This is a genomic window from Psychrobacter sp. W2-37-MNA-CIBAN-0211 (assembly GCF_040309405.1).
Classification (GTDB): Bacteria; Pseudomonadota; Gammaproteobacteria; order Pseudomonadales; family Moraxellaceae; genus Psychrobacter; species Psychrobacter glaciei.
Genome location: NZ_JBEOOU010000312.1, coordinates 1 through 262, shown reverse-complemented (window position 1 = coordinate 262; position 262 = coordinate 1). Strand labels below are relative to the sequence as shown.

At 46.2% G+C, this 262-nt stretch carries 1 protein-coding gene; it reads left to right on the top strand.

Annotated features, from left to right (window positions below):
* Positions 1 to 262: hypothetical protein (locus AAEY72_RS15370; protein WP_352311455.1), on the top strand; the 262-nt coding region annotated here is incomplete at both ends.

Below are 262 nucleotides of genomic sequence, written 5' to 3'. Positions count from 1 at the left end.
AGGCAATGCAGCAAGGTTTTGCATTGTTTAAAGGTGCTTTTACGAGTATGTCGGCGGCGGCTGAGCGTTATAGCAATTTGGAGTCACTTGCAGATCAGCACTTTAATGACGGGCGCGCCATGGTTGCCGATTTGGTTGATAACATGATTACAAACGATGCCCGTTACCAAGGGCTTGGTAATAAAGCCCCAAATACATTGGGTGCGAGTATTTCTAAGCTCGCTGATTTTGATGCCACTTTTTCATATGCGCTGGATAACGG